The 26,976-nt window shown below is 64.4% G+C and carries 29 protein-coding genes; 19 read left to right on the top strand and 10 right to left on the bottom strand.

The genetic code is table 11. The features are described from left to right. The first annotated feature begins 605 nt into the window (after positions 1-605). Both IVB27_RS14910 and IVB27_RS14905 read left to right on the top strand, forming a co-directional pair. Positions 606-986: a GYD domain-containing protein gene (locus tag IVB27_RS14910; protein WP_247444280.1), complete on the top strand. Its 381-nt coding sequence runs from the start codon at positions 606-608 to the stop codon at positions 984-986. Between the two features lie 109 nt (positions 987-1,095). Beyond that, the gene (locus tag IVB27_RS14905) at positions 1,096-1,245 is read left to right on the top strand and encodes a hypothetical protein (RefSeq protein ID WP_247349445.1); all 150 of its coding nucleotides are present in this window, start codon (positions 1,096-1,098) and stop codon (positions 1,243-1,245) included. A 5-nt stretch (positions 1,246-1,250) separates the two neighbouring features. Here IVB27_RS14905 and IVB27_RS14900 read toward each other — a convergent pair whose 3' ends face one another. The 3 genes from IVB27_RS14900 to IVB27_RS14890 form a co-directional block, all read right to left on the bottom strand. Further along, positions 1,251-1,694, bottom strand: a complete 444-nt coding sequence (locus IVB27_RS14900; protein ID WP_247444279.1) for a DoxX family protein — start codon at positions 1,692-1,694, stop codon at positions 1,251-1,253. Between the two features lie 375 nt (positions 1,695-2,069). Next, positions 2,070-3,455, bottom strand: a complete 1,386-nt coding sequence (gene chrA, locus IVB27_RS14895) for a chromate efflux transporter (protein WP_247444278.1) — start codon at positions 3,453-3,455, stop codon at positions 2,070-2,072. Then, positions 3,455-4,273 carry a chromate resistance protein ChrB domain-containing protein gene (locus tag IVB27_RS14890; protein ID WP_247349442.1) on the bottom strand — a complete coding sequence of 273 codons (819 nt, stop codon included), beginning with the start codon at positions 4,271-4,273 and terminating at the stop codon, positions 3,455-3,457. The genes chrA and IVB27_RS14890 overlap by 1 nt, the downstream gene beginning before the upstream one ends. 197 nt (positions 4,274-4,470) lie before the next feature. Here IVB27_RS14890 and dmeF point away from each other — a divergent pair, with 197 nt between their 5' ends. From dmeF to IVB27_RS14875, 3 genes are all read left to right on the top strand, one after another. After that, positions 4,471-5,439 carry a CDF family Co(II)/Ni(II) efflux transporter DmeF gene (gene dmeF / locus IVB27_RS14885; RefSeq protein WP_247444277.1) on the top strand — a complete coding sequence of 323 codons (969 nt, stop codon included), beginning with the start codon at positions 4,471-4,473 and terminating at the stop codon, positions 5,437-5,439. Positions 5,440-5,518: 79 nt separating this feature from the next. Then, positions 5,519-6,349: an N-acyl homoserine lactonase family protein gene (locus IVB27_RS14880; RefSeq protein ID WP_247444276.1), complete on the top strand. Its 831-nt coding sequence runs from the start codon at positions 5,519-5,521 to the stop codon at positions 6,347-6,349. Between the two features lie 82 nt (positions 6,350-6,431). Further along, positions 6,432-7,310, top strand: a complete 879-nt coding sequence (locus IVB27_RS14875) for a DMT family transporter (RefSeq protein ID WP_247444275.1) — start codon at positions 6,432-6,434, stop codon at positions 7,308-7,310. Here the strand turns inward: IVB27_RS14875 and IVB27_RS14870 are convergent. Beyond that, positions 7,307-7,498, bottom strand: a complete 192-nt coding sequence (locus tag IVB27_RS14870; RefSeq protein WP_247444274.1) for a hypothetical protein — start codon at positions 7,496-7,498, stop codon at positions 7,307-7,309. The genes IVB27_RS14875 and IVB27_RS14870 overlap by 4 nt on opposite strands. Positions 7,499-7,529: 31 nt before the next feature. After that, positions 7,530-8,687 carry an MFS transporter gene (locus tag IVB27_RS14865; RefSeq protein WP_247444273.1) on the bottom strand — a complete coding sequence of 386 codons (1,158 nt, stop codon included), beginning with the start codon at positions 8,685-8,687 and terminating at the stop codon, positions 7,530-7,532. Between the two features lie 163 nt (positions 8,688-8,850). Between IVB27_RS14865 and IVB27_RS14860 the strand changes: the two genes are divergently transcribed. Next, complete coding sequence (locus tag IVB27_RS14860) at positions 8,851-10,110, top strand: adenylate/guanylate cyclase domain-containing protein (protein WP_247444272.1); 1,260 nt, start codon at positions 8,851-8,853, stop codon at positions 10,108-10,110. Positions 10,111-10,138: 28 nt separating this feature from the next. On the opposite strand, the gene IVB27_RS14855 is transcribed toward IVB27_RS14860, so the two are convergent. Continuing rightward, complete coding sequence (locus tag IVB27_RS14855) at positions 10,139-11,383, bottom strand: MFS transporter (RefSeq protein WP_247444271.1); 1,245 nt, start codon at positions 11,381-11,383, stop codon at positions 10,139-10,141. A 168-nt stretch (positions 11,384-11,551) separates the two neighbouring features. On the opposite strand from IVB27_RS14855, the gene IVB27_RS14850 reads away from it, so the two are divergent. Beyond that, positions 11,552-12,907 carry an Nramp family divalent metal transporter gene (locus tag IVB27_RS14850; protein WP_247349433.1) on the top strand — a complete coding sequence of 452 codons (1,356 nt, stop codon included), beginning with the start codon at positions 11,552-11,554 and terminating at the stop codon, positions 12,905-12,907. A 77-nt stretch (positions 12,908-12,984) separates the two neighbouring features. Here IVB27_RS14850 and IVB27_RS14845 read toward each other — a convergent pair whose 3' ends face one another. The 4 genes from IVB27_RS14845 to hemB all read right to left on the bottom strand — a co-directional run bounded on the left by IVB27_RS14845 (position 12,985) and on the right by hemB (position 16,073). After that, positions 12,985-13,323 carry a hypothetical protein gene (locus tag IVB27_RS14845; protein ID WP_247444270.1) on the bottom strand — a complete coding sequence of 113 codons (339 nt, stop codon included), beginning with the start codon at positions 13,321-13,323 and terminating at the stop codon, positions 12,985-12,987. A gap of 69 nt (positions 13,324-13,392) precedes the next feature. After that, positions 13,393-14,169, bottom strand: coding sequence for an arginyltransferase (locus IVB27_RS14840; RefSeq protein ID WP_247444269.1), 777 nt, complete (start codon positions 14,167-14,169; stop codon positions 13,393-13,395). A 149-nt stretch (positions 14,170-14,318) separates the two neighbouring features. Then, positions 14,319-14,858 carry an RDD family protein gene (locus IVB27_RS14835; protein WP_247349429.1) on the bottom strand — a complete coding sequence of 180 codons (540 nt, stop codon included), beginning with the start codon at positions 14,856-14,858 and terminating at the stop codon, positions 14,319-14,321. Between the two features lie 153 nt (positions 14,859-15,011). Then, on the bottom strand, positions 15,012-16,073 hold the full coding sequence (hemB, locus tag IVB27_RS14830; RefSeq protein ID WP_247444352.1) for a porphobilinogen synthase: 1,062 nt from the start codon (positions 16,071-16,073) through the stop codon (positions 15,012-15,014). A gap of 135 nt (positions 16,074-16,208) precedes the next feature. Here hemB and IVB27_RS14825 point away from each other — a divergent pair, with 135 nt between their 5' ends. The 12 genes from IVB27_RS14825 (at position 16,209) to IVB27_RS14770 (ending at position 26,823) form a co-directional block, all read left to right on the top strand. Further along, a complete protein-coding gene (locus tag IVB27_RS14825; protein WP_247349428.1) occupies positions 16,209-16,706 on the top strand; it encodes a DUF6163 family protein in 498 nt (165 codons plus the stop codon). Between the two features lie 507 nt (positions 16,707-17,213). Next, entirely contained in the window at positions 17,214-17,732 is a 519-nt protein-coding gene (gene ldtR, locus IVB27_RS14820; RefSeq protein WP_007603420.1) for a transcriptional regulator LdtR, read from the top strand. A gap of 203 nt (positions 17,733-17,935) precedes the next feature. Then, complete coding sequence (locus IVB27_RS14815; protein ID WP_247444351.1) at positions 17,936-18,169, top strand: hypothetical protein; 234 nt, start codon at positions 17,936-17,938, stop codon at positions 18,167-18,169. 37 nt (positions 18,170-18,206) lie between these two features. Next, positions 18,207-18,428 carry a hypothetical protein gene (locus IVB27_RS14810; RefSeq protein WP_247349426.1) on the top strand — a complete coding sequence of 74 codons (222 nt, stop codon included), beginning with the start codon at positions 18,207-18,209 and terminating at the stop codon, positions 18,426-18,428. 270 nt (positions 18,429-18,698) lie between these two features. After that, a complete protein-coding gene (gene glyA, locus IVB27_RS14805; protein ID WP_247349425.1) occupies positions 18,699-19,997 on the top strand; it encodes a serine hydroxymethyltransferase in 1,299 nt (432 codons plus the stop codon). A 15-nt stretch (positions 19,998-20,012) separates the two neighbouring features. Further along, the gene (gene nrdR / locus IVB27_RS14800) at positions 20,013-20,495 is read left to right on the top strand and encodes a transcriptional regulator NrdR (RefSeq protein WP_247349424.1); all 483 of its coding nucleotides are present in this window, start codon (positions 20,013-20,015) and stop codon (positions 20,493-20,495) included. Beyond that, positions 20,492-21,640, top strand: a complete 1,149-nt coding sequence (gene ribD / locus IVB27_RS14795; RefSeq protein WP_247444268.1) for a bifunctional diaminohydroxyphosphoribosylaminopyrimidine deaminase/5-amino-6-(5-phosphoribosylamino)uracil reductase RibD — start codon at positions 20,492-20,494, stop codon at positions 21,638-21,640. Before nrdR ends, ribD begins: the two co-directional genes overlap by 4 nt. A 1-nt stretch (position 21,641) precedes the next feature. Next, positions 21,642-22,250: a riboflavin synthase gene (locus IVB27_RS14790; RefSeq protein ID WP_247444267.1), complete on the top strand. Its 609-nt coding sequence runs from the start codon at positions 21,642-21,644 to the stop codon at positions 22,248-22,250. A gap of 71 nt (positions 22,251-22,321) precedes the next feature. Next, entirely contained in the window at positions 22,322-22,813 is a 492-nt protein-coding gene (ribH, locus tag IVB27_RS14785) for a 6,7-dimethyl-8-ribityllumazine synthase (protein WP_247444266.1), read from the top strand. Positions 22,814-22,815: 2 nt separating this feature from the next. After that, on the top strand, positions 22,816-23,313 hold the full coding sequence (gene nusB, locus IVB27_RS14780; RefSeq protein WP_247444265.1) for a transcription antitermination factor NusB: 498 nt from the start codon (positions 22,816-22,818) through the stop codon (positions 23,311-23,313). Between the two features lie 152 nt (positions 23,314-23,465). Beyond that, on the top strand, positions 23,466-24,467 hold the full coding sequence (gene thiL, locus IVB27_RS14775; RefSeq protein WP_247444264.1) for a thiamine-phosphate kinase: 1,002 nt from the start codon (positions 23,466-23,468) through the stop codon (positions 24,465-24,467). Between the two features lie 235 nt (positions 24,468-24,702). Further along, complete coding sequence (locus tag IVB27_RS14770; RefSeq protein ID WP_027567258.1) at positions 24,703-26,823, top strand: sodium-translocating pyrophosphatase; 2,121 nt, start codon at positions 24,703-24,705, stop codon at positions 26,821-26,823. Positions 26,824-26,976 lie beyond the last annotated feature (153 nt).

Below are 26,976 nucleotides of genomic sequence, written 5' to 3'. Positions count from 1 at the left end.
GTTATTCCTTTCCTCAGTTTAGGAACCAAACGCACTATCCACGAACTTTGGTTAGCGTTGGATTCTCTCGTGGCCGTTCGGTGAAACCAATGCGGCAGTAACAGTTCCCCGGCCCACAATGATGTGCGTGCGGGCAGAAAAGTTTGGCGGATAGGCGAGCCACTTCCGCTGCGGCCTAAGCAGAAGAACGTAACAACCACTCATGTCGGCTATTGAGGGTAGAAGCTGGCGAACATCGCGCCAGGCTGCGTCGACCGCTTCTGGCCCATCACGTTGGCTGGCACAGCGCAGCGACATGTCCGGAGCGAGAGGTACAGCGGAAGTAGTCCCACTCGGGTCCGACCGCCACCTTTGACCCAGATCCGACAATAGTTTGGCTCGAGGGATGGCTGATGCAGGTAAGTCCCGCTGACACTTGGCGGTAGGGCTAGCGAATCAGATTCTTTTGGCGCGCGACAGATCTTTGATGTAGGCTGTTTATTCAGCCGCGAGCGGGCAGTGCCGAAGGCCCGTTTATTCTCAGCGGCATGTTGCCCACGGCGGGGTATATGGTCTTTCGCTCAACGCGGTTATGACCGCCTATTTTGTTGAGCCCGAAATAAATCTTGCGCTTTAGTGACCTGAACATTCTCCGACAGGAGGAATGTCACCATGTATTTTGTATGACAGGGCAATACACACCAAAATCCCTCAACAGCATTATGGACAAGCCTGGGACCAATCGCGTGGAAGCGGCCAACAACCTCATCGAAGCCGCCGGCGGGAAACTGCTCTCAATGTATAGCACCGCTTCCGAAGGTCCGGGCGTCCTGGTGATTTTTGATGTGCACGATCCCAGTGCGGCACCGGCCATTTCCGGTACCGTGGTGGCATCCGGCCCCATCCACAATGTAAACCTCATCAGGCTTTGGACGCAGGACGAAATTGCCAAGGTCCGCCAAACTGTAAGTCAGCTTCGGGGCAAGTACTCCCAGCCTGGCAGTTGAGGGAGATACACGCCGCCGCAGGAGCGCGCCGATTGCCGCCTCGGTCCCGTTAAGTAGCATTTGAAGTAGCATTTGCCGATTCAGAACAGATATTTTTGATGAGGTCATCATGCCGGAGACATTTGAACTATTGCTGTGGTGTGCCGCGCTTGCGACGTGGCTGATGCTTCTCTTCGCGATCGTGAGCGAGGCACTCAAGCCGCTATCAAAGAGCATCCGCCGACTGATCGAGGAGGCTTTCAAGGTCAAGGTGAAGTGATCGGGCTACATTTTTCGGTCGAAACTGAAGCGGCCCGCCCCAGTGACGAAGATCAACATCGCGCCTCCCATGATCGAGATGTTCTTCAGAAAATGATTGTATTGACCAATCTGCTGCGCACCGGATGGATACTCCCAGTAGCGGTGTGCAATAGCAGTTGCCACCAGTACGAACATAAATGTCAGCACTGCGCAGAAGCGCGTACCGATGCCCAATACCAAACTAACGGATATCAATATTTCCAGTGCGATGTTCGTCGCCGTGAACAGCTCGGGTGCTGGAAGGTTCAGCGACCTGGAGTAGCCGACGGAGCCGCTGAAGTTGATTATTGCTCCGTAGGCGCTTCCGACGAATACCCACGCAAATAGGATGCGACCTACCAAGATCAGTGCATCGGCTTTACTTGTGGCGAACTCATCTACCGGCCGTGAGTAAAAATTGGATTTCATTGGCAAAGCCTCCGTTGTTGTCCAACACGGCTGAAAACGTTTACGGCTGAGAGTAACCTATCACGAATAGCGGAACGGCATGAAGCGGCTCTACCAGCTCTTCGGCGCACTGCAACCGCTTCGTCGTTCGTCTGCCAATGGCCGTCAGCGAACGTCCGGGCGGTTCGCCGCCTCTTGTTTTCGGAAATGTCGCCTATTGGCCCATCGCGTCGGTTGGCGCAGTGCAGCGACAGGTCCGGAGTCAGGGGCTAGACCGGACGTCTCGAAGGCAGGGATTGAGCGACGTGAATGGCCCAAGGCCGCCATGCAACCCTGACGGCGTAACGACGCCTTTCAATGGGCAAACCGGATGCGACGAACCTATGAGCCCGCTCCCTAGATCACGCCCGCCAGCCGCAGCGCCACGCCCGCAGCGCAGCTGCCGGCGAGCACCGTGAGCATGCCCAGCTTGAACCGGAAGAGCGCGGTCGCGGCCGCGATCGACAGCACGAGCGCTGGGATGTCGACGCTCGTCAGCACCGGCATGTCGAAGGCAAACGGGAAGGCGTGCACCGGCACGGTCTCGCGGAACAGCGTGTGCAGCGCGAACCAGATCGAGAGGTTGAGGATCACGCCGACGACGGCGGCCGTGATCGCGCTGAGCGCGCCGGCGAGTCCGGTGTTGCCGCGCAGCCGCTCGATGTAGGGGGCGCCGACGAAGATCCAGAGGAAGCACGGCGTAAAAGTGACCCAGGTTGCGAGCAGTCCGCCCAACGTAGCCGCGAGCATCGGCGACAGGCCGCTCGGATCGCGGTAGGCCGCCATGAAGCCCACGAACTGGAGCACCATGATCAGCGGGCCCGGCGTGGTCTCGGCCATGCCGAGGCCGTCCAGCATCTCGTGCGGCTTGAGCCAGTGATAGTGCTCAACCGCCTGCTGGGCGACATAAGCCAGCACCGCATACGCGCCGCCGAAGGTGACAAGCGCCATCTTTGAGAAGAACAGCGCGATGTGACTGAAGACGTTGTCTGGTCCAACAGCGAGCAGCAGCGCGATTACCGGCACCAGCCAGAGCGCTAGCCACAGCGCACCCACGCGAATCGTGCGGGCGGTGTCGGGTCGGACGTGATCGGGCACGGCTCCGCCGAGCATGCTGTCGACCAAGGCGCTGCTGCCGCCGTGACCATGACCGGCCGGCGCGAACTCCGGACGGCCGCTTCTCGCGCCGGCATAGCCGATGATGCCTGCGGCGATGATGATGATGGGGAAGGGGACCGCGAAAAAGAAGATTGCGACGAAGGCAATCGCAGCGAGCGCAATCATGATGCGGTTCTTCAATGCGCGCTTGCCGACGCGCACCACGGCCTCGACGACGATGGCGAGCACGGCGGCTTTCAGCCCGAAGAACAGCGCCTCGACGAAGCTGACATTGCCGTAGGCGGCGTAGACGTAGCTCAGGCCCATGATGGCGATGATGCCGGGCAGGATGAACAGCCCGCCCGCCATCAGCCCGCCCGCGGTGCGATGCATCAGCCAGCCGATATAGGTTGCGAGCTGCTGCGCTTCGGGGCCCGGCAGCAGCATGCAGTAGTTCAGCGCGTGCAGGAAGCGGCCTTCGGAGATCCAGTTCTTTTCCTCGACCAGGATGCGGTGCATCACCGCGATCTGGCCCGCGGGCCCGCCAAAGCTCAGGCAGGCGACGCGGAGCCAGACGCGAAAGGCTTCACCGAAGCTGATGCCGTGACCGGCATCAGCTCCTGTTTCGATAGTACGGCTATCCATTACGCCTTCACCTTGTTGGTCGGCCAGTTGTGGGTCTCAGCCGTGGCATCGCGGCACCAGCGGTAGAACGCGTCGTAGAGCAGCATGCCGGCCTCGAGCTGTTCGAGATCGTCGTCGTACATCCGCGACAGCCCGAGCGATGCCGCGAGCAGGCCGGGGGCCTCCGGTGCGAGGTCGGGCCGCGCCGTGTCGGCGCCGCGCACCAGCGTTGCCAGGCGAAGCAGAGCCGGTGCCGCGATCCCGAATTCCTCGATCATCACGTCGAAGGTGCAGAGCTCGCCGCGGTGGCTCCAGAACACGTTCTCGATGTCGAAGGGGGCTGCCTTGAATCGCTCGCCGACGGCGACCACTTCGGGGGGGGCCACGAACAAGAATACCGCGTTGGGATCGACGAAGCGGCGGATCAGCCAAGGGCAGGCGATGCGGTCGACCTTGGGCCGCGCACGAGTCACCCAGACGGTGCGTCCCTTGGCGTCGCGCGGCGGCAGCTTGCTTGTGTCGAGCAGCGGCAGCTTTGCCTCCTTCCAGCCCTCGAAGCCGCCTTCCAGCGTCTCGGCCTGGACCCCAAGCTGCCTGAGCCAGGCCGCCGTGCCCTGCGCGAGCTTTCCGCCGCGCAGGCAGGAGACGATCGCGGTGCGGCCAGCGAATTCGCCGCCCCATTCCGCAACATTGTCGTGGCTGAGCTTGATCGAACCCGGGATCAGCCGCCGGTCGGCGGCAAAATCCTCGTCGGTGCGCACGTCGATCAGGACCGGGGCATTTGCCGTGCCGATCAGCCGTGCCAGTTTTTCAGATGATATCGTCGTGTAGGAAGACATGATGCGCCCTCGTAAAAAACAACGGGACGCGATACTTGGGCATGTCGCCTCGTGGGGAGATCGCTCAAATCCCCATGGACTTCATTACACCGAAACCGCGCCGACCTGTCAATCGGCCCGTTTTCGCCAATTTTGCCGGGAAGACCCGCGGGTCTATATTGCGGGTCAACGGACCGGACCTTATCGGAGAATTCTCGATGCATTCCCATTCCATCGAACAATGGACCCATGACCACGCCTTTCTGGGCGACAAGCACGACGAGAATGAGCGGCGCACCTGGCTGGTTGTCGTCCTGACGCTGGTCATGATGGTCGGCGAGATCGTCGCCGGCTCGCTGTTCGGCTCGATGGCGCTGCTCGCCGACGGTTGGCACATGGGGACGCACGCGGCGGCACTGGGGATTGCCGCGTTCGCGTATCGCTTCGCGCGACGGCACCTCGGGAATTCGCATTTCACCTTCGGTACCGGCAAGTTCGGCGATCTCGCCGCCTTCGCCAGCGCGATCATTTTGGGTTTGATCGCGGTCGAGATCGCGTACGAGAGCGTGCTGCGACTGTTCACGCCGGTGCCGATCGTCTATGGCGAGGCGATTGCGGTCGCCGCGCTCGGCCTTTGCGTCAACCTCGCCAGTGCGTGGCTCTTGCGCGACAGCCACGATCACCACCATCACGGCCATGCGCATGATGACCATGAGCATCATGATCACGGCCACGATCATGATCATCATGACCGCCACCACCACCACGACAACAATCTCCGCGCCGCCTACGTCCACGTCATGGCGGATGCGGCGACCTCGGTGCTTGCGATCGCCGCGCTCGCGGTCGCCATGTATTCGGGATGGGTCTGGGCCGATCCGGCCGTCGGCCTGATCGGCAGTGCCGTGATCGCAAGCTGGGCGTTCGGCCTGATCAAGACATCCGGCGCGGTGCTGCTCGACGTGCGCGCCGACGAGAAGCTCGAGCGCACCATCCGCGCGCGAATGGAAGTCGGCGACGACCGCGTCACCGATTTGCATCTGTGGCAGGTCGGTCCCGGCCATTGCGCGGTGCTGCTCTCGGTGGTGTCGGACCAGCCGAAGCAGCCGGCCGTCTACAAGCGGCGGCTCGCCGGCCTGAAGGGGCTGAGCCACGTCACGATCGAGGTCGAGACCTGCCCGCATTGACGATGGCTTTGCGGGAATTCTGCGTACAGGCCGGGGTTGATCCTCGGTCACAGCCGACATGGCTGCCAGGGAGGAACGAATGATGCCAAGGATCAAGCTCGCGCTCGCCATCGCCGCACTGGCTCTGTCCGGTCATGCGGCGCCGGCGCAGTCGGAAAAGACCGGTGTCGAAAAGCTCTACGTCCTCAATTGCGGGGAAGGCACCGCCGGCGACATCTCGCGCTGGACGCCCGGCCTGAACGAGGGCAAGACGATGGACTTCGTCGATAGCTGCTATCTGATCAAGCACACCAAGGGCTGGTTCCTGTGGGACACCGGCATCGCCGACGCAGTCGCGGCGATGCCAAATGGCTTGCCGCCCGCCGATCCCAAGGCCGTGACCTGGCGGCGGCCGAAGACGCTTGCCGCCCAGCTCGAACAGCTCGGCGTCAAGCCCGGTGACGTCAAGGTGATGGCCGTCTCGCACACCCATCCCGACCACACAGGCAATGTCGAGCTGTTTCCGCAGGCGACGCTCTACGTGCAGAAGGCCGAATATGATTGGCCCGGCGCCAACAACGAGCCGCGCTTCAAGCCGTCGCATCCGGTCGAGCTGCTTGCGGGCGACAAGGACGTATTCGGCGACGGCAGCGTGACCATCCTGTCGACGCCCGGCCATACGCCGGGACACCAGTCGCTGCTGGTGAAGTTGCCGAAGACCGGCGCGGTGGTGCTGTCCGGCGATGCGGTGCACTTTAGGGATAATTGGGACAACCGCCGCGTGCCCAGCATGAACGCCAACAAGGACCAGAGCGCTGCCTCGATGCAGAAGATCGCCGACACGCTCGGCAAGGAGAAGGCGCAGCTCTGGATCAATCACGATAGGGCCCAGCGCGACAGCCAGAAGATGGCGCCGGAGTTTTACGACTAGCTTCCCGCAATGCCTTGTTGCCACTACGGTGGCAGCAGGGACGTGCTAGCGCCCTCAACAAGCTCCACAACGGGAGACGTTTGTGGGAGAATGGGCCGGGGTCGCGATCGCGCTGGTGTCGAGCAGCCTCGGCGGCACGGCCGCGGCGATCACCCGCTATCTCGTTGGTGGCGCCGATCCGATCTTGCTCGCAATCCTGCGCTGGGGGATCGGCTTTCTCTGCCTTCTTCCGTGTGCGCTGATGCTCGGCGTGCGCTGGCCGCAGCGGTCCGACTGGCCGGCCGTGACGCTGCTCGGCATCTGCTTCTTCGGGCTGTTCTTCATCCTCTACAACATCGCGGTGTCCTACACGACCGCGGCGCGGGCCAGCCTCGCTCTCGCGACGCTGCCGCTCCACACCATGGTGGTCGGCGCGATCCTCGGCCTGGAATGCCTGACGGCGCGCAAGATCACCGGCGTCGGCATTGCCGTGCTCGGTGTGGTCGCGGCGCTCGCCGCGGGCCTGGCGCAGAGCCCGCCGGGCGCGTGGCGTGGCGAGTTGATCATGACCGGCGCCGTGTTCTGCATGGCGTTCTACAACGTGCTGTCGCGGCCGCTGATGCAGCGCTCGAGCCCACTCGGCTTTCTCACCGTCGGCATGGGCGCGGGCGCCGCCGTGCTGGCGCTGGTGGGTTTCGTGAAGGGCAGCTTTGCCGCGCTTGATCACTTCACGATGGGGCAGTGGATTGCCGGCATCTATCTCGGCATCGGCGGCGGCGCGCTCGCCTTCATCCTCTGGGTCATGGCGCTGGCGCGCGCGACGCCGACCCGCGTCGCCAATACGATGACGGTCAATCCGATCGCCGCCACCTTGCTTGCCGCGCTGCTGATCGGCGAGCCGATCACACCCAATCTATTGATCGGGCTGATTGCGGTGTTCGCCGGCATCTGGATCGCGACCAGCGATGCCAAGGCGGCTTAGCTCCGCGGTGCGGTCACGGCGGGCGGACTTGCTTCGGGCGTCTTGTTCGGCTTCAGCGAGCCGGCATAGAACGAGATCAGCCACACAAGAATGATGGCGAGGAGATAGACACCCCAAGCCTGCGGCGGCGTGGTCGCCCAACGCAAGAGGCCTTTGAATGTGTGGGGCGGGCTTGTGCCTTCGGTCATGCTCCGCTTGTGCGCGAAAGCTCCGGCCCGGTCAATCCGGCCGCGGTTGCGCGCGGATCAGGAATAGCGCGGCCAGCGCCGAGAGGCTGAGCGCCGACGAGACGATCAGCACCTTGGTGCCCATGATGTCGATGAGCAGGCCGAAGGCCAGCGGCGCCACGGCCTGCGCCATCCGTGCCGGCGCGCCGATGATGCCGAGGCGATAGCCAAAATCCTTCGGGCCGAAGATCGACAGCGGTAGCGTGCCGCGCGCGATCGTCAAAATGCCGTTGCCCGAGCCGTGGAGCAGCGCAAACGCGCTCGCTGCGGGAGCGCCGAAGATGGCGAGAACGGCCGCGCCGAGCGGATGGGTGAGGCAGGCGAGCCGGGTCGACCACAGCGGATGGAAGCGGCTGAGAAAACCCGCTTCGAGAATGCGCGCGGCCACCTGTGCGGGGCCGATCAGCGCGCCGGCCGCGATCGCCTCGACATGCGTCGCGCCCGTTGCCTCCAGCAGGCGCGGGAAATGAACGGCCATCGCGCCGGTGACGGTCCAGACCGCCGCGAAGACGAAGGCGAGCAGCACCATGGTGCGGTTGAGCGGCAGATGCGGCTTCTCGGCAGTCGCCGCGGCCTGCCTGGCACTCTTGATCGCCGGCAGCATGAAGAAGTTGAGCGGCAATCCGATCAGGATATTGGCGGCCGCCCAGGCAAAGCAGGTCTCTCGCCACCCGAAATGCAACAGCCCCCACGCGGTAAGCGGCCAGCCGACGGTCGATGCAAAGCCCGCCATCAGCGTGATGCCGGTGATGGACCTGCGCGCCTCGGTGCCGTAGATGCGGCCGAGCGCGGCGAAGGCGGCGTCATAAAGTCCCATCGCCATGCCGATGCCGAGCACGAGCCAGGCAATCGCCATCACCGCCACCGAGTGCGAGAGGCCCAGCAGGACGAGGCCGGCGGCGATCGTCAGGTTCGAAACCGAGAGCACTTGCCGGCCGCCGACGAGATCGATCTGTCGCCCGATGCGCGGGCCGAGCATCGCCGAGATCACCAGCGAGGCCGAGAACGCGCCAAAGATCCAGTTGGAGGAGACGCCGAGGTCGCGCGCCATGGGATCGGCGAGCAGCGCCGGCAGATAGTAGCTGGAAGCCCAGGCCAGGGTCTGTGTGGTGCCGAGCGCCAGGATGATCGGAAGCTGGCGCTGGCTCATGTCCCTGTATGTCTTGTCAGCAGTGTCATCGATTCCATTTGCAGCCGGCGACGAGAGCGCGTCAACAGCGTCCGTGACATATTCGATCTGCTGTGGACGGGAGCCTTCATTGCACGCGTTCGCGCGGCCTTTCGCTCGTCACGAATGCACGCCATAATGGCGTATGCAATTGACCTCGCGCCTCGACCTGATGAACTGGCTGGCCGGCCAGGGACTTACCGGCCTGCCCGAAACCGATCTGTTGCGCGGCTTCTGCGAGCGCTGCCGCGCCGAAGGGCTGGAACTTTCGCGCGGGCTCGTCGTGATCGACACGCTGCATCCGATCTACGAGGGGCGCGGCTTCCGCTGGAGCGACCGTCCGAGCAACGAGAGCGATGCGTTCGAATACGGATCGACCGCCGAAGGCGACGCGGCCAAGAGCTGGCGCCGCTCGGTGTTCTTCCACATGCTCGAGCATGGCGACGACGAGAGGGTGATCGACCTCGCCGACGCGCCGGCGATGGATTTTTCCCAGATCGGCGAGCTCGCCGAGGACGGCCACCGGCACTACCTGGCTTTCGTGCATCGCTTCGGCGAGAATGGCGCGCTTGGCCTGATGGACTGCCTCTATTCCTGCTGGACCACGCGCCGCGACAGCGGCTTCGCCGAAGGCGAGCTCGAGGCTCTGCGCGATCTCGTGCCGGTGCTGGGGCTCGCGATCAAGTCGGCGCAGCAGGTCGACATCGCGCGCACGCTCGGCCGCGTCTATCTCGGCCGCGATGCCTCCGAGCAGGTGCTGCGCGGGCGGATCTCGCGCGGCGTCACCGAGCGCATCAACGCCGTGCTCTGGTATTCGGATCTGCGCGGCTCGACCGGGATCAGCGAGAGCATCGGCCCGGACGAGATCATCCCGTTCCTCAACGACTATGCGCAGGCCGTGATCGATGCAATCCACGACGCCGGCGGCGATGTGCTCAAGCTGATCGGCGACGGCGTGCTCGCGATGTTCACCGGCGAGGACATGGCGGATGCCCGCCGCGCCGCGCTACGCGCCGAGCATTTGTTCCGCAAGAACGTCGCCGCGTTGAACGTGCGGCGGGAGGCCGATGGCCGTCCCACCACGTCGGCCTATATCGGGCTGCATGTCGGCGAGGTCTTTTACGGCAATATCGGCAGCGAGGACCGGCTTGATTTCACCGTGGTCGGTCCGACCGTCAACGAGGTCAGTCGCATCGCCTCGATGAGCCGTTCGGTCGATCGCGAGCTGCTGGCGTCGGCGGAATTCTACAAGGGCCTCGACGCCGCCGGCCGCCGCTACCTCGTCTCCACCGGGCGTTACGCGCTACGTGGCATCGGCCGCGCGCAGGATCTCTACACGCTCGATCCGGAGGTGGACGCGAGCGAGCCGGTGACGGGGAGCTACGAGCGGTATCTGACGAACTAGGCTGGCTGCTCCAGCACACGCGGCGGCGCTAACACCGCGCCGCCGCCTCATCGCCCACCATTTCCGGCTGCCTATCCAGCGTCACCGCGGGCGAGAGCCAAATGACCAGCGCCTGCACGCCGAACACGGCCGCCGCGAGATAGAGGCACGCTTCCGCGCTCCAGAGGCCGCCGACGATCGCACCCAGCGCCGAGCCGACCGGGCGGGCGCCGTAGCTCATGATGTTGATGGCGGAGACGCGGCCCAAGAGGCGTGGCGGGGTCACGGACTGCCGCAGCGTCGTGGTCGAGATCACCCACAGGATCGGCCCGACGCCGAGCAGGAAGAAGCTCAAACCCGCGAGCCAGGGCGAGGGGACCAGCACCGTCTGCGCCATCACCACCGCGGCGACGAAGCCGGTAACGGGGCCGAGGCCGACGACCGTGCCGAACGCGATGCGCTTCATCACACGCGTGGCGAACAGCGCGCCGATCACCATGCCGACACCGTACATCGTCAGCACGGCGCCGACCCCGGCCGCCGTCAGGCCGAGGTGGCGCACGGCGTAGGGCACGAACACCGCGATCTGCAGGAACCATCCGGTGTTGAAGATGAACTGGGTGATGAAGACCGGCCGCAGCAGCGGATGGTGAAACACGAAGGCCGCGCCTTCGCGGATGTCCTGGAGCGGATGCCGCCGTGGAGCCGGCGTTCGTGCGGGCTCGTAGATGCCGGAGAGCAGCACGACGGCGATGACCGAGAGAGCCGCGGCGAAGCCGAAGGCCGGACTAGCGCCCCACCATCCCACCAGTACGCCACCGAGCGCAGGGCCGCAGGCGAAGGCGATGGTGCGTGCGAGCTCGATGCGGGCATTGGCGGCCGGCAAGAGGTCAGAACTCACCAGCGAGGGCACCAACGCCGGCGCGGCGACGCTGTAAACGACGGTGCCGCACACGGCGGCAAAGCCGAGCAGCGCCAGCAGCGACAGATTGAGGGCGCCGAGCGCGAGCAGGAGCACGATCGTCGCAAGGGCAGCAGCCCGCAGCGCCTCGGCCCCAGCCATCAGCGAACGGCGGGAGATGCGGTCAGCGAGCAGGCCGGCTGGAATGGCGAAGAGGACGAAAGGCAGGGTCAGTGCGGTCTGCAACAGGCCGGTCTGGCCCTCGGCCACGCCGAGCGTCAGCACCGCGACGATAGGAGCCGCGGCCAGCGCGATCTGTTCGGCCGACTGTGCCGCCAGGTTGGACCAGGCGAGGCGGTTGAATGTCTCGGGGAGGCGCGGGGGATTTGACATGGCTCATTTCCTGCAAAGTCGAGTTGGCGCCAGTATTGGTGTCCGAGGACGGCCAAACCCACCCGCTTCCCGACATGGGCGACAAGGAGCGGCTGCCGCGGGAACCCATGCGGCTAGATGCAGTTGCAAATTAGTTGCAATAAGGCTCGGCTTCGGTATTCTCTACCCATGGATGCTCGCTCTCCCGATCTGACCCGAGACGCCGCCGGCTGGCGCTCCGACGCGCCTGTTACCAAGAGCCTGGCCGAGGTGAATGCCACGGTCGCAATCCCCATCGCGGGTGCGTGGTGGCGGCGCCTGCTCGCCTTCGTCGGCCCAGGCTATCTGGTCTCGGTGGGCTACATGGACCCCGGCAATTGGGCGACCGACCTCGCCGGCGGGTCCAAGTTCGGCTACACGCTGCTCTCCGTCATCCTGCTCTCGAATTTGATGGCGATCCTGCTCCAGGCGCTGGCGGCACGGCTCGGCATCGTCACCGACCGCGACCTCGCGCAGGCCTGCCGCGCGACCTATTCGCCGGCGGTGAATTTCATGCTGTGGCTCGCCTGCGAGGCGGCGATCATTGCCTGCGATCTCGCCGAGGTCATCGGCACGGCGATCGCCCTCAAACTCCTGTTCGGCATTCCCCTGATCGGCGGCGCGCTGATTGCCGCGCTGGATGCCTTCCTGCTTCTGGTCTTGATGAATCGCGGCTTCCGCTTCCTGGAGGCCTTCGTCATCGCAATGCTTGTTGTGATCGCAGTCTGCTTCACGGTCCAGCTTGCCGCGGCAGCACCGCCGGTTGCCGAGATGCTGAGGGGATTTGTGCCGAAGACCGAGATCTTCACCAACCCTGAAATGCTCTACATCGCGATCGGCATCATCGGCGCGACGGTGATGCCGCATAATCTCTATCTGCACTCGTCGATCGTGCAGACGCGCGCCTATGAGCGCAACGACACGGGCCGGCGCGAGGCGATCAAATGGGCGACGACAGATTCGACCATCGCCCTGATGCTGGCGCTGTTCATCAATGCTGCGATCCTCGTCGTGGCTGCCGCAACCTTCCACAAGAGCGGCCACTCTGACGTCGCCGAGATCGGCCAGGCCTTCGAGCTGCTGTCGCCGCTGCTCGGTCTCGGCATCGCCTCGACGCTGTTCGCGGTGGCGCTGCTCGCCTCGGGCCTGAATTCAACGGTCACAGCGACGCTCGCCGGCCAGATCGTGATGGAAGGCTTTCTCGATTTGCGCCTGCCAAGCTGGGCGCGGCGCCTGCTGACGCGCGGCATCGCCATCATTCCGGTGATCGTGGTCACCGCGATCTATGGCGAGCGCGGCACGGCTGATCTGCTGGTCTTCAGCCAGGTCGTGCTGTCGATGCAATTGCCCTTCGCCGTCATCCCGCTGGTCCGCTTCGTCTCCGACCGCCGCAAGATGGGCAAGTTCGCCATACCGGTGTGGGTGGCGGCGATCGCGTGGATCGTCGCGGGCATCATCGTGGTTTTGAACTTGAAGCTGCTCGTGGATTCGCTGTTCGGATCGTGACTGTTGCGCGCCACTGCGCATCAAATGCCGAAGCTGCAATCACGCATTTGTCTTTCGGCAAACCGACCGTGCGCAGACTAGACCCGGCGTCGCGGCTGATAAGGACTGAGGGGATTTACGTCGAGATCTACAACCTTCACACATTGTTGGCGCTCGCGATGGCTTGAGCCCGCGTGCCATTCCCCGCTTTGAAGCTCGACCCCCGTCATCTCCGCCAGCCTAAAGCACTTCCATTCCCCTCCGGGCGGCAAGCCTTTGCTGGAACTGCCGGCAAACTGAAAGGCGAGCGTGCGTTCCTGGCCATCGGTATGGCCCAATATTGCGGGGCAAATTGCGCGCGGGTGGCCTTGATAGAAACAGAGCACCTGTTGGCGCTCGACCATGCCCCGCGCGATCAGATCATAGGTGCTTGACAAGGAAACCTCCGGAGCTGGTCCCATTCTCGCAAGTTACAAGCTGCCCGGCTTATGAGATCGGCGCGCCAATCAATCCTGCGGCTCGGACGCCGCATCGTCCTGCGCGTCGATGCGCAGCCAGCCTGACGGCGCGAGGCGCTGCTGCGGCAGGAAGCGGGCCTTGTAGTCCATCTTCTTCGAGCCTTCGATCCAGTAGCCGAGATAGACGTAAGGAAGGCCCTGACGTCGGGCACGGGCGATGTGGTCGAGGATCATGAATGTGCCCATCGAGCGGCTGACTTCGCCGGGCTCGAAGAACGAATAAACCATCGACAGGCCGTCGCTGAGCACGTCGGTCAGCGCGACCGCGATCAGCTCCTCGCCGCGGCCGGTGATGCCGCTGTCGGGACCGCGCCTGCGGTACTCGATGATGCGGGTTTCGACGTGGCTGTCCTCGACCATCATGGCGTAGTCGAGCACGGTCATGTCGGCCATGCCGCCATGGCGGTGACGGGAATCGAGATAGGCGCGGAACACCGAATATTGCTCGGAGGTCGGCACCGCGCTGCGCTGCTCGCCGATGATGTCGGCGTTACGCGCGATCACCTTGCGGAAATTGCGGGAGGGGCGGAACTCGTTGGCGATCACCCGGACCGAGACGCAGGCGCGGCACTGGTCGCAGGCCGGCCGGTAGGCGATCGACTGGCTGCGACGGAAACCGCCATGGGTCAGGAGGTCGTTGAGGTCGCCGGCGCGCTCACCCACGAGGTGCGTAAACACCTTGCGCTCGTGCCGGCCCGGCAGATAGGGGCAGGGGGAGGGCGCCGTGAGGTAAAATTGGGGGGTGTCGCGCGAGTGCTGGGTCAAGGGACGTCGTGGGCCTCCAAAATACGTATCAGCATCGCGCTACCAAAGCCCCTGGTCAATCGGTCAACTCGGCAGGTCAGATGGGTCAGCATAGCGGGTCCAGGTTGATAGGTTCTTGATCAGTAGGTCCTTGATCAAAAGGTCGTTGTTCAGTAGGTCCGCGCGCCCTGCGGCACCGGCGCGCGAACGGAATTGTTGATCACGACCGTTCCCAGCACGAAATCCTGCAGCAAGCGCCTGCGGCCGTTGAACAGCCCAACCAGCACCACGAAGGGCGACAGGAACGAGACCGTCACCCAGAACAGCACGGCGTGGGTGGCGCCGAGCACGAAATAGCCCGGCGCGCCGTACCAGGTGCGCAGCTCCAGATCCATCAGGCGCATGCCGATCGTCGCGGACGACGGACCGCCGATACAGGCGCCGTAATAGACGATGGCCCAGATCACGGAAGCCGGCCAGGCCAGCCAGAACAGCGCCCAGCCGATGCCGAGCGTGACCACGCCGAATACCGCGATGAAGAGGTAGCCGAGGATCACCGGCACCGAGATCACGACCATGTCGATCAGGAAGGCGAACACCCGCCGCGTCGCAACGCCGCGGAACAGTTCCGGGTGCAGATAGGGATCGTAGGCGTGCGGCTGCGCTCCGCCGTCATTGCGCCAGGCGTTGCCCGAATCCGAATAAGACATGTCCGTCCTCCCAAGGGAAAACTCCCGTGGCAGGAGATGGGAACAGGCCGTCCGTGTGCCAAGGGCGCGCTGGCGTTAACAAGCCGAAATATTCCGGCGATTCGGGGGCGGTGGGGCGAGTTGCGACCGCTACAAACCCGGGACCGGCGTGCCTTACCCCTGCGCCCGCAGCTTCTCCGCCACCTTCGGTGCAAAGTAGCTCAGCACGCCATCGGCGCCGGCGCGCTTGAACGCCAACAAGCTCTCCATCATGGCGCGGTCGCCGTCGAGCCAACCGTTGTTCGCGGCGGCCGCGATCATCGCGTATTCGCCGGAGACCTGGTAGGCGAAGGTCGGCATTGCGAACGTGTCCTTCACGCGGCGGACCACGTCGAGATAGGGCATGCCGGGCTTCACCATCACCATGTCGGCGCCCTCGGCGATGTCGAGCTCGACCTCGCGTAGCGCTTCATCCGTGTTGGCGCTGTCCATCTGATAGGTGCGCTTGTCGCCGGTGAGCGTCTTGGCCGAACCGATGGCGTCGCGGAACGGGCCGTAGAAGGCGGAGGCGTATTTTGCGGCATAGGCCATGATCTGCACGTCGAGCAGGCCGGTGCGATCCAGGCCCTCGCGGATCGCGGCGACGCGGCCGTCCATCATGTCGGAGGGCGCAATGATGTCGCAGCCGGCTTCGGCCTGCACCAGGGCCTGGCGCACCAGCACGGCGACCGTCTCGTCGTTCAAAATCTTGCCGTCGGAGATCAGGCCGTCATGGCCGTGGCTGGTGAAGGGATCGAGCGCAACGTCGCAGAGAATGCCGATCTCCGGAAACTCCTTCTTGATCGCGCGCACCGCCTGGCAGACCAGATTGTTCGGGTTGGTGGCCTCCGAGCCTTCCTCGTCGCGCAAGGCAGGGTCGGTGTAGGGAAACAGCGCGAGGCAGGGGATGGTGAGCTTCATCGCGCGCTCGGCCTCGCGCACGGCCTGATCGACGCTTAGACGCTCGACACCCGGCATCGAGGCGATCTGCTCGCGCTTGTTGTTGCCGTCGATCAAAAACAGCGGCCAGATCAAATCGTCGGTGGTGAGGACGTTCTCGCGCACCATGCGCCGGGCCCATTCGGCCTTGCGGTTGCGGCGCGGCCGGACGGTCAGATCGAGGGCAGGGGAGGCGCCAGCGCCATCCCGGCGCGAAACCTCGCGCAATTCGATCGGACGTCCGTATTTGATCGCCATCATTCTTCCTCCGGCTGGAATTATTCTTATACCAGTTCGCATGGTTCCCGTCACCGCGGCTTGACCTGCCGCAAGGCAGAATTGAAGACTTGGGCAGCCGGTTGATTTTGCGGGGCAAAGCAGCCAGAAGGGGCCATGTCCGAGATCTCCACCCGCGATGCGGCCCGCGACAGCGCCAGGGACGCCCTCCGAGACAACGCCAGAGACAACGCAATGTCGGTGGCGGCGATCTCGTCGGAGCGTGCCGAATCCGACGACAATGTCTGGACGCGCCGGCTCGTGCTGTTCCTGCGGGTGATGGCGCTGCTCTCGATCCTGAAAGGTCTCTATCACTGGGCCCAGGTCACCGGCTTCGTCGGCGGCGAGGACGAGGCGTTCGAGAACCAGTCGATGGCCTGGCAGGCCGCCACCGTCTACTTCGCGGTGATCGAGCTCGTTGCCGCGGTTGGCCTCTGGCTCGCCACACCCTGGGGCGCGGTGGTGTGGCTGACGACCGTGGTGTCGATGGCGGTGATCGAGCTGATGTTCCCCGGCATCTACGGCGGCAGCCTGGTCGTGGTCGGGGTCGAAGCCTTCATGCTGGCCGCCTATCTCGCGCTCGCCTGGATGGCCGCGCGCGAGCGGCCGCCATAGGCGAAGCTTTCGACACACCAATATTCTCGTGCCCTGGACGCAGCGCAGCGCGCCGCACTTGCGGGTGGTGCGCTGCTGAGCCGGGGCCCATCTCTCCACGATCCATGCCTTGGCTATCTGGGTCCCGGATCTGCGCTTCGCTTGTCCGGGACACGAGAGTGTCGCGCTTGGTTGACCGTTGGTTGCCTAAAATTCGAGGTAACTTTTCGTTGACTCCGTGCATTTCGCCACAGCTCTTACGCGCCCGTTTCGAAACGGGGCGAGGCTGTTCTGGAATGCGACAATCGGGGCGGACGGAGGGTGAACAGGGCCTTGCGAGAGTCAACAGACGGTTGCGGAAAGTGCTTGTGGCACAGGCTTAATCCGCAATTCACTGTCTTAAATTCATGATCTCTTTATTCTCTTATTTAAGCCGATCTTCAAACGAGCCCCTTAAGTTGCACCTATCAGACGGAGCACAAGTTTCGTCGAATGAGTGTCGATAAAAACGACAACAGGGGAAGTGTCATGATGAAAGCCGTCGCAACTGCGGCAGATACCGCAGAGCGCGTCTCCGGCCAGCAGGGTTCGGTGCAGACGCTCTATCTGGAAGCTTTGACTCTGGTGGAGCGGCTGCATCGCCGGCTGCTCGACGTCATCAAGGACGAGTTCGATCGCCGCGGCCGTGCGGACATCAATTCGGTGCAGGCGCTCCTGCTCTACAACATCGGCGACAAGGAGCTGACCGCGGGCGAACTGCGCACGCGCGGTTATTACCTCGGCTCCAACGTCTCCTACAATCTGAAGAAGCTCGTCGAGCTCGGCTTCCTCGATCACCAGCGCTCGCGCGTCGATCGCCGCTCGGTGCGCATCCGCCTGACGCCGCAGGGCCAGGAAGTTCGCCGCATCGTCGACTCTCTCTACCAGAAGCACGTCAAGACGGTGGAGCAGGTCGGTGGCATCTCCGGTGAGGAGTTCTCGACCCTCAACAAGTCGCTGCACCGCCTCGAGCGGTTCTGGACCGACCAGATCCTGTATCGCCTCTGAGTTCGTTCGACGAGACTTGGCCAAGCCGGCCCACAATAAGACCGGCAGGCCTCCCGAACGTGCCTGAACTTCCCCAAGCGCATCGGCCCGGCTCTCTGCCCGGACCGGTGCGTTTTGTCATTTCGCGGTTGCGAAAAAAATCGCTAACCGGTGGGAACGAGTTCCCGGTTCCGCGCTTATCCTCTTCGGATCGGAGGCTGATGATGCTGGTCGAGCGTGGCGTGGGGGCGAACGTGGAAGTCGTGAGCGAGGCCTATGCCATCGCCGCGAACTATCTTCGCCGCTCCGGCGCGATCCGCGACACCCTCGTCACCGACGAACGCCTGCTCGAGATCGTCATCAAACTGCTCCAGCACGGCGAATTCAACAAGATCAGGCTGGCCAACAAGGCCATCGCCAGGTTCGAAGCGCAGTCCGAGGCCAAAGCGGTTGCCTGATCACGACTCCCAACATGTCGAAGAACCAGAGGATGCCATGGAAGCTGCCATCGACCGCATCATGCAGACCTATGACCTGCTCGCCAACCGCAGCTCTGCGGCGAGCGCGGAGGCGAGGGCCAAGGTCACTAACTATCTCAATACGTTGATGGAAGCCGGCGAGAAGGACACCCACAGGTTGACGGTGTGCGGCCTGACCTACCTGCGCCAGCTCGACGGCAGTGTGGACCCGGTGAAGGCGGGGTATACCGGGCTGTGACGGGACGCTGACCTCGCCTGGCGGGTCCGGCGCGGCGTTTGAGGCTCAAAGCGGCCCCATTTCGGAGGGTCGCAGATGGGGTGATTCCATAGAACCGCCCCAGCGCCGAAAACCTTCACTCCCACCATATCTTGCACAAATCTCACGCCCGACCCGCAAACCCTTGGCCGGGGGCGGGCGATGTGGTAGATCGCGCTCGCCGCTTCCGATCGCCACACCAGACCCGCCCGTAGCCCGCCAAAAGGCTGCGGCGGTGGAGATATTCGCAAGATGACCTTCGCCAAAACCGCCTCCGCCCCAGATTCGTTTTTCACCGCCTCGCTCGATCAGGCCGACCCGGAAATCGCAGCCGCCATCAAGGGCGAGCTCGGCCGGCAGCGCCATGAGGTCGAGCTGATCGCCTCCGAGAACATCGTCAGCCGTGCCGTGCTGGAAGCGCAGGGTTCGGTGATGACCAACAAATACGCGGAAGGCTATCCCGGCGCGCGCTATTACGGCGGTTGTGAGTGGGTCGACGTCGCCGAGAATCTCGCGATTGATCGCGCCAAGAAGCTGTTCGGCGCCGGCTTTGCCAACGTGCAACCCAATTCCGGCAGCCAGATGAACCAGGCGGTGTTTTTGGCGCTGCTCCAGCCCGGCGACACCTTCATGGGCCTCGATCTTGCGGCCGGTGGCCATCTCACCCACGGCTCGCCCGTCAACATGAGCGGCAAGTGGTTCAAGGCGGCGCACTACACCGTGCGCCGTGAGGACCAGATCATCGACATGGACGCGGTCGCCAAGCAGGCCGAAGAGGTCAAGCCGAAGCTGATCGTCGCTGGCGGCTCGGCCTATTCGCGCGCCTGGGACTTCAAGCGTTTCCGCGAGATCGCGGACAGCGTCGGCGCGTACCTGTTGGTCGACATGGCGCACTTCGCGGGCCTCGTGGCCGGCGGCGTGCATGCCTCACCCGTGCCGCATGCCCACATCACCACCACCACGACGCACAAGTCGCTGCGCGGTCCGCGCGGCGGGCTGATGCTGTGGAATGACGAGGCGCTGACCAAGAAGCTCAATTCGGCGATCTTCCCGGGTCTTCAGGGCGGACCGCTGATGCACGTGATCGCGGCGAAGGCGGTGGCTTTTGGCGAGGCGCTGCGTCCGGACTTCAAGGTCTATGCGAAGAACGTCGTCGAGAACGCCAAGGCGCTGGCCGAAACGCTCAAGGGCCACGGGTTCGACATTGTCTCCGGCGGCACCGATAACCATCTGATGCTCGTTGACCTCCGGCCGAAGGGCCTGAAGGGCAACGTCTCGGAGAAGGCGCTGGTCCGCGCCGCCATCACTTGCAACAAGAACGGCATTCCCTTCGACCCCGCGTCGCCGTTTGTCACCTCCGGTATTCGGCTGGGCACGCCGGCGGCAACCACGCGCGGCTTCGGCGTCGCTGAATTCCAGCAGGTCGGCAGCATGATCGTCGAAGTCCTGAACGCGATCGCGCAGTCCGACGACGGCAAGGCGCCGCTGGTGGAAGCCGCGATCAAGGAACGGGTCAAGGCGCTCACCGACCGGTTTCCGATCTACCAGTAAGGTTGGGTTAAACGGATGCGCTGCCCGAACTGCAACAGTCTCGATACGCAGGTAAAGGACTCGCGTCCGACCGAGGACTCGTCCGTGATCCGCAGGCGGCGCGTTTGCGTCGCCTGCAATTTCCGCTTCACCACTTTCGAGCGCGTGCAGCTGCGCGAACTCACGGTGATCAAGCGCAACGGACGCCGCGTGCCGTTCGACCGCGACAAGCTGATGCGATCGGTGTCGATCTCCTTGCGCAAGCGGCAGGTCGAGCCGGAGCGGGTCGAGAAGATGGTCTCCACCATCGTGCGCGAGCTCGAGACCGGGGGCGAGGCCGAAATCTCCTCCGAGGTAATCGGCGAGACCGTGATGGAGCATCTGCGCACGCTCGACGACGTCGCCTATGTGCGCTTCGCCTCGGTCTACCGCAATTTCCGCGAGGCCAAGGATTTCGCCGACGTGCTCGGCGAGCTCTCCGGTGAGGAGCAAGCGCGGCTCGCCGCGATCCGCAAATGATCTTCCGCATCCTGGAGGATCAATTCGCGCAGAAGGCCCGCGAGTCCAGGGATACCGATCGGCGCTTCATGGCGCTGGCCCTGGCGCTCGGCCGGCGCGGGCAGGGGCGTACCTGGCCCAATCCGGCCGTCGGCGCCGTCATTGTCAAGGACGGCGTCATCGTCGGCCGCGGCTGGACCCAGCCTGGCGGACGGCCGCATGGCGAGCCTGAAGCGCTGCAGCGTGCGGGTGAGGCCGCGCGCGGCGCCACGCTCTACGTCACGCTGGAGCCGTGCTCGCATTTCGGCAAGTCGCCGCCCTGCGCTGACGCGGTGATCGCCGCCGGCATCAAGCGGGTGGTGTCCGCGATCGAGGATCCCAATCCGGAAGTCGCCGGCCAAGGCCACGCCCGCCTGCGTGCTGCCGGCATCACGGTGGATGTGGGTCCTTGTGCGGCGGAGGCCGCCTTCGACCACGCCGGGCATTTTCGCCGTATCCGGGATCGCCGCCCACATGTGATCCTGAAGCTCGCGGTCTCGCCCGACGGCAAGATCGGCGCGGCCGGGGGCAAGCCGGTTGCGATCACCGGCGAGGCGGCGCGCAACCGCGTGCATCTCTTGCGCGCGCAGAGCGACGCCATCCTCATCGGCATCGGCACGGTGCTGGCGGACGATCCGGAGCTCAACTGCCGCCTGCCGGGCATGGCGGCGCGCTCGCCGGTGCGCGTGGTGCTCGATCGGAGCCTGCGCATTTCCGGCGCGAGCAAGCTCGTCGGCTCTGCGCGCGAGACACCGCTGTGGGTGGTGGGTTCTGAGCTCGCGGAAGCTGCGGCCGCCACGCGGCTTGGCGCCGCCGGTGCGCAGGTGATCCGCATATCGCCGGGCAACGCATCCGGGCTCGATCTTGCGGCCGTGCTGCAGGCGCTGGCCGACAAGGGCATCACGCGGTTGATGGTCGAGGGCGGCAGCCGTGTTTCGGCGTCCTTCGTCACGGCCGGCCTCGCCGACGAGATCTGGCTGTTCCACGGCGCGGAAGCGGTGGGCGCCGACGGGGTGGATGCGCTCGATGCATTGCCCCTGTCGAAAATCACGCAGTCGCAGGCCTACAAGGTTCATGCTAGCGAGACATTCGAGCACGATACTCTCACCGTCTACGAGCGCGCATAACATGTTCACCGGCATTGTCACCGATATCGGCGAGATCGTCGGCGTCGCGCCGACGGCGCAGGGCCAGTTGCACCGGCTGCGCATCACCTGCCGCTACGATCAGACCACCATTGCCGATGGCGCCTCGATCGCCTGCAACGGCGTCTGCCTGACCGTCGTCGCCTCGGGTGTCGAAAGTGGCTCCACCTGGTTCGACGTCGATGCTGCGGCCGAGACGCTGGCGCTGACGACCGCAAAGCACTGGAGGGTCGGCACGAGGCTCAACCTCGAGCGTGCGCTCAAGATCGGCGACGAGCTTGGCGGGCATATCGTCGCCGGCCACGCCGATGGCATCGCGACCCTCGTCAGCCGCGAGGACCTGCCCGACATGGCTCGGTTCGAGCTCTCCACGACGCGGGAGCTGGCGCGGTTCATCGCGACCAAGGGCTCGATCACGCTCGACGGCGTGTCGCTGACGGTTAATACGGTGAAGGACGTGATCTTTTCGGTGCTGATCATCCCGCACACCCTGACGGTCACGACGATCGGTACCTGGAAGGCAAGCACCGAGGTCAATATTGAGGTCGATTTGATGGCCCGCTACGCGGCGCGGCTGACGGAAATGAAGTGACGGCGTCTTTGAACTTGGCTTACCCGCCGGCGGCGACTACATAGCGCCAACCCCTGTGAAACGGATCGATTATGGCTGACGCACGGCGTGCACCCCTGAAGGACCAGACCGACATTTCCGGCGCGCGCGCGCTGATTGTCGAGGCGCGGTTCTATGACGATCTCCAGGACGCGCTTCTGGACGGCGCAGTGGCCGAGTTGAAGGCGGCGGGCCTGACCCATGATGTCATCACGGTTCCCGGCGCGCTGGAGATCCCGGCGGCGGTGGCGATTGCCATCGATGCCGCGGCTGCCAATGGCAAGCCCTATGACGCCGCGATCGCGCTCGGCTGCGTGATCCGTGGCGACACCATTCATTTCGAGATCGTCTCGCAGGAATCCTCGCGCGCGCTGATGGACCTAGCGGTGGCGCGAAAGCTGCCGCTCGGCAACGGCATCCTCACAGTCAACACCGAGGCGCAGGCCTGGGCGCGAGCGCGCGCCAGCGAGCTCAACAAGGGCGGCGATGCGGCGCGGGCCGCGATTGCGATGCTGCGGATAAAACGCCGGCTGGCACGGGCTTGATCATGGCCGATAACAGCAAAAGGCCGCCGGCTGGCGCGGAGAAGAAGGCGAACCGGCGCGGTGCGGCGCGGCTCGCCGCCGTGCAGGCGCTCTACCAGATGGACATCGCCGGCGCCGGCATCAACGACATTTTTGCGGAATTCGAGAGCCACTGGCTCGGCAATGAGGTCGAGGGCGACACTTATCTGCCGGCGGAAGCGGCGTTCTTCCGCGACGTCGTCTCGGGTGTCGTGCGCGACCAGAAGAAGCTCGATCCCCTGATTGACGAGGCGCTGTCGAAGGGCTGGCCGTTGAAGCGCATCGAGGCGATCCTGCGCGCGGTGCTGCGGGCCGGGGCCTACGAATTGGAGCACCGCAAGGACGTTCCGGGCCGCGTCGTGGTCTCCGAATATGTCGACGTCGCCAACGCCTTCGTCGATCGCGAGGAGACCGGCATGGTCAACGCGGTGCTCGACCAGATCGGCCGCCAGTTTCGCGGTGACGAGTTCGGGCGGGGGTAGATTGAGACGACGTCCGCCGTAGCCGTCATCCTGAGGTGCCGGAGCGAAGCGGACGCCTCGAAGGACGGCGGCGTGCCACCGAGGGTGCATCTCGGCCACGCATCCTTCGAGGCTCGCAAGGGCTCGCACCTCAGGATGACGGGTCTAGTACCGTGACGCAGGACAAAGAACCGGTATCCGCCGAAGACTCCCTCATCGCGCGCTATTTCAAGCCGCTGGCGACCGATCCCGGCGCGCTAGGGCTCGTGGACGATGCCGCCATCCTGAAATCCCAAGGCGAGGATATCGTCGTCACCACCGATGCGGTGGTGGAGGGCGTGCATTATCTTGCCACCGATCCGCCCGACACCATCGCGCGCAAGGCGCTGCGGGTGAATCTGTCCGATCTCGCGGCCAAGGGCGCGACCCCTGCCGGCTTCGTGCTGACGCTGGCGCTGCGCAGCAAGGAAGACGCCTGGCTCAGGCCGTTCGCGGATGCGCTGGGCGAGGACGCGAAAACATTTGCCTGCCCGCTGCTCGGCGGCGACACGGTGTCGACGCCGGGGCCGCAGATGATCTCGATCACCGCCTTCGGCCGCGTGCCGCGGGGGCAGATGGTCGGCCGCACCGGTGCAAGGCCGGGTGACCGCATCCTGGTGACGGGGACAATTGGGGACGCCGCGCTCGGCCTTGACGTGCTCAAGGGCGGCGAGGCGGCGGTCGCGCTGACCTCCGATCCGAACGCGCGCGAGATGCTGATCTCGCGCTATCGCGTGCCGCAGCCGCGCAATGCTCTCGCGCAGGCCGTGCGTGAGCATGCTACGGCTGCGATGGATGTCTCCGACGGCCTTGCCGGAGATCTGACAAAGCTCTGTGCGGCATCAGGCGTCTCGGCCACGATCGACGTGGCGAGCGTGCCGCTCTCGGCTGCTGCGGCCGGCCTGATCGCGGCCAACGTCGTTTGCGTTGAGACGCTGCTGGCAGGGGGTGACGATTACGAGGTGCTGTGCACGGTGCCGCCGGCGCAAGGCGAACTGCTGATTGCCTTGGGACGGGCGGCAGGCCTTCCCGTTACGGCCATCGGCACGATCATGGCGGGCCATGAGCGGCCGTGCTTCCTGGACGGGCAGGGCCAGGAACTGGTCTTGAAGCGGCTCTCCTACAGCCACTTCTAGGAATTGCCCCAAACCCGCGTCCAGTCTCTCCGACTGAGCCTAAATACCTGCCGAGATCGGCTTTTTCGGCCTTATCCGGCGTTGCACCCTCAATTTGATTTTGGCAAGCTTGTGACCGACTAGGGCCGCGCCTTCGGGCAAGGGCGGCCTTGTTCAACATCAAGGCGCCGCACCGCACGACGGAAACAAAAGGCGCCGGGGGTACGTTCATCAAGGATCTGAGGCAAAAAATCACATGACAGCATTATGGTTGATTGTGCTCTGCGGAGTGCTTTCCGTCGTCTACGCGATCTGGGCGACATCTTCGGTTTTGAGTGCGGATGCGGGGTCGCCGCGCATGCAGGAGATCGCGGCTGCGGTGGCCGAGGGCGCGCAGGCCTATCTCAAGCGACAGTACATGACGATCGGCATGGTCGGCGTCGTGATTTTCGCCCTGCTGGCCTACTTCCTCGGCATGCTGGTTGCGATCGGCTTCCTGATCGGTGCGGTGTTGTCAGGCGCAGCGGGCTTCATCGGCATGAACGTCTCGGTCCGCGCGAATGTGCGCACCGCGCAGGCGGCGACGACATCGCTTGCCGGCGGCCTCGAGCTCGCCTTCAAGGCGGGCGCCATCACCGGCATGCTGGTCGCGGGTCTCGCACTGCTCGGCGTTACCATCTATTTCGCCTATCTCACGCACGGCATGGGGCTGAAGGCCAACGACCGTGTCGTCGTCGATGCGCTGGTGGCGCTCGGCTTCGGCGCCTCGCTGATCTCGATTTTCGCCCGTCTCGGCGGCGGCATCTTCACCAAGGGTGCTGACGTCGGCGGCGACCTCGTCGGCAAGGTCGAGGCCGGCATTCCTGAGGACGATCCGCGCAACCCGGCGACCATCGCCGACAACGTCGGTGACAATGTCGGTGACTGCGCTGGCATGGCGGCCGACCTGTTCGAGACCTATGCGGTGACTGCGGTCGCCACCATGGTGCTCGCCGCGATCTTCTTCGCGACCTCGCCGCTGCTGGTGAACATGATGACCCTGCCGCTCGCCATTGGCGGCGTCTGCATCATCACCTCGATCATCGGCACCTTCTTCGTCAAGCTCGGCGCCAGCCAGTCGATCATGGGTGCGCTCTACAAGGGCCTGATCGCGACCGGCGTGCTGTCGATCGTGGGCGTTGCCGGCGTCATCTACTGGCTGATCGGTTTCGGCCCGCTGGAAGGCGTGAAGTATACCGGCATGGCGCTGTTCGAGTGCGGCGTCGTCGGCCTCGTCGTTACCGGGCTGATCATCGTGATCACCGAATACTATACCGGCACTGATTATCGCCCGGTCAAGTCGATCGCAGCGTCGTCGGTTACCGGTCACGGCACCAACGTGATCCAGGGCCTGGCGATCTCGATGGAATCCACCGCCGGTCCGGCGCTGGTGATCATCGCCGGCATTCTCGTCACTTACAGCCTTGCCGGCTTGTTCGGCATTGCGATTGCGACCGCCACGATGCTGGCGCTGGCTGGCATGGTCGTGGCGCTCGACGCCTTCGGCCCGGTCACCGACAATGCCGGCGGCATAGCCGAAATGGCCGGTCTTCCGAAGGAAGTCCGCAAGTCCACCGACGCGCTCGACGCGGTCGGCAACACCACCAAGGCGGTCACCAAGGGCTATGCGATCGGCTCCGCCGGTCTCGGTGCGTTGGTGCTGTTCGCGGCTTACAATGAAGACCTCAAATTCTTCATCGCCAACGCCGCGAAGTATCCGTACTTCCAGGGCGTACTGCCCGACTTCTCGCTCAACAATCCTTACGTCGTCGTCGGCCTCTTGTTCGGCGGCCTGCTGCCGTATCTGTTCGGCGCGATGGGCATGACCGCCGTGGGCCGTGCGGCCAGCGCGATCGTCGAGGAAGTGCGGCGCCAGTTCCGCGAGAAGCCCGGCATCATGCAGGGCACCGACAAGCCGGACTACGGCAGGGCCGTCGACCTGCTGACCAAGGCGGCGATCAAAGAAATGATCATTCCGTCGCTGCTGCCGGTGCTGTCGCCGATCTTCGTCTATTTCGTGATCTACGCGATCGCAGGTGGCGGTGCCGTCGGCAAGTCGGCCGCGTTCTCCGCCGTCGGCGCCATGCTGCTCGGCGTGATTGTGACGGGCCTGTTCGTCGCAATCTCCATGACCTCGGGCGGCGGTGCCTGGGACAACGCCAAGAAGTACATCGAGGACGGCCATTACGGCGGCAAGGGCAGTGATGCCCACAAGGCGGCCGTGACCGGCGACACCGTCGGCGATCCCTACAAGGACACTGCAGGTCCCGCGGTGAATCCGATGATCAAGATCACGAACATCGTGGCGCTGCTGCTGCTGGCGATTTTGGCGCACTGAGCGGCGCGAACGAACAAGACAAAACCCCGCGGCGTGAGCCGCGGGGTTTTCTGTTGTGTGCCGAGTATGAACGACAGCTTGGAGGTGGAAGTCCTCTATCCAGCCTGATGGCGGCGAAGGATTAGCGAAGCGCAAGGGCGTCATCGTGAGGTG

The sequence above is a fragment of the Bradyrhizobium sp. 197 genome, from assembly GCF_023073375.1.
Taxonomy (GTDB): domain Bacteria; phylum Pseudomonadota; class Alphaproteobacteria; order Rhizobiales; family Xanthobacteraceae; genus Bradyrhizobium.
Note: the sequence above shows the minus strand (reverse complement) of the source record. Positions and strands in the feature narration are given on the sequence as shown.